This window comes from Pseudomonas viridiflava, assembly GCF_900602065.1.
Taxonomy (GTDB): Bacteria; Pseudomonadota; Gammaproteobacteria; order Pseudomonadales; family Pseudomonadaceae; genus Aquipseudomonas.
Genome location: NZ_UWFN01000111.1, coordinates 1 through 330 on the forward strand (window position 1 = coordinate 1; position 330 = coordinate 330).

At 54.5% G+C, this 330-nt stretch carries 1 protein-coding gene; it reads right to left on the minus strand.

Translation table 11 applies throughout. From position 1 onward, the window contains the following. The coding region (locus EE949_RS05200) for an acyl-CoA thioesterase (RefSeq protein ID WP_164666698.1) at window positions 1-303 on the minus strand (303 nt) is incomplete at its 3' end. Between the last annotated feature and the right edge of the window lie 27 nt (window positions 304-330).

A 330-nucleotide genomic window follows, 5' to 3' on the forward strand; every position in this document is an offset into this window, starting at 1 on the left:
CTCCGCCAGCTCGTACTGCACCGAACTGTTGCCCAACTTACCGACGCGCAGCCCAATGTCTATGCGATCAGGGAAAGCGATCGAGGCAAAGTAATCGCACGCCGAACTCACCACAAACCCAACCACTTCACCGTCATGGATATCCAACCCGCCCTTTTCGATCAGGTAGGTATTCACTGCGGTGTCGAAGAAGCTGTAGTAGGTCACATTGTTCACATGGCCATACACATCGTTATCGTGCCAGCGCGTGATGATCGGCTGAAAGTGAGGGTAGTCGGCACGTTGTGGCACTGAGTCAGGCATGGGCACCTCGGGTGAAAGTGGGTTTAC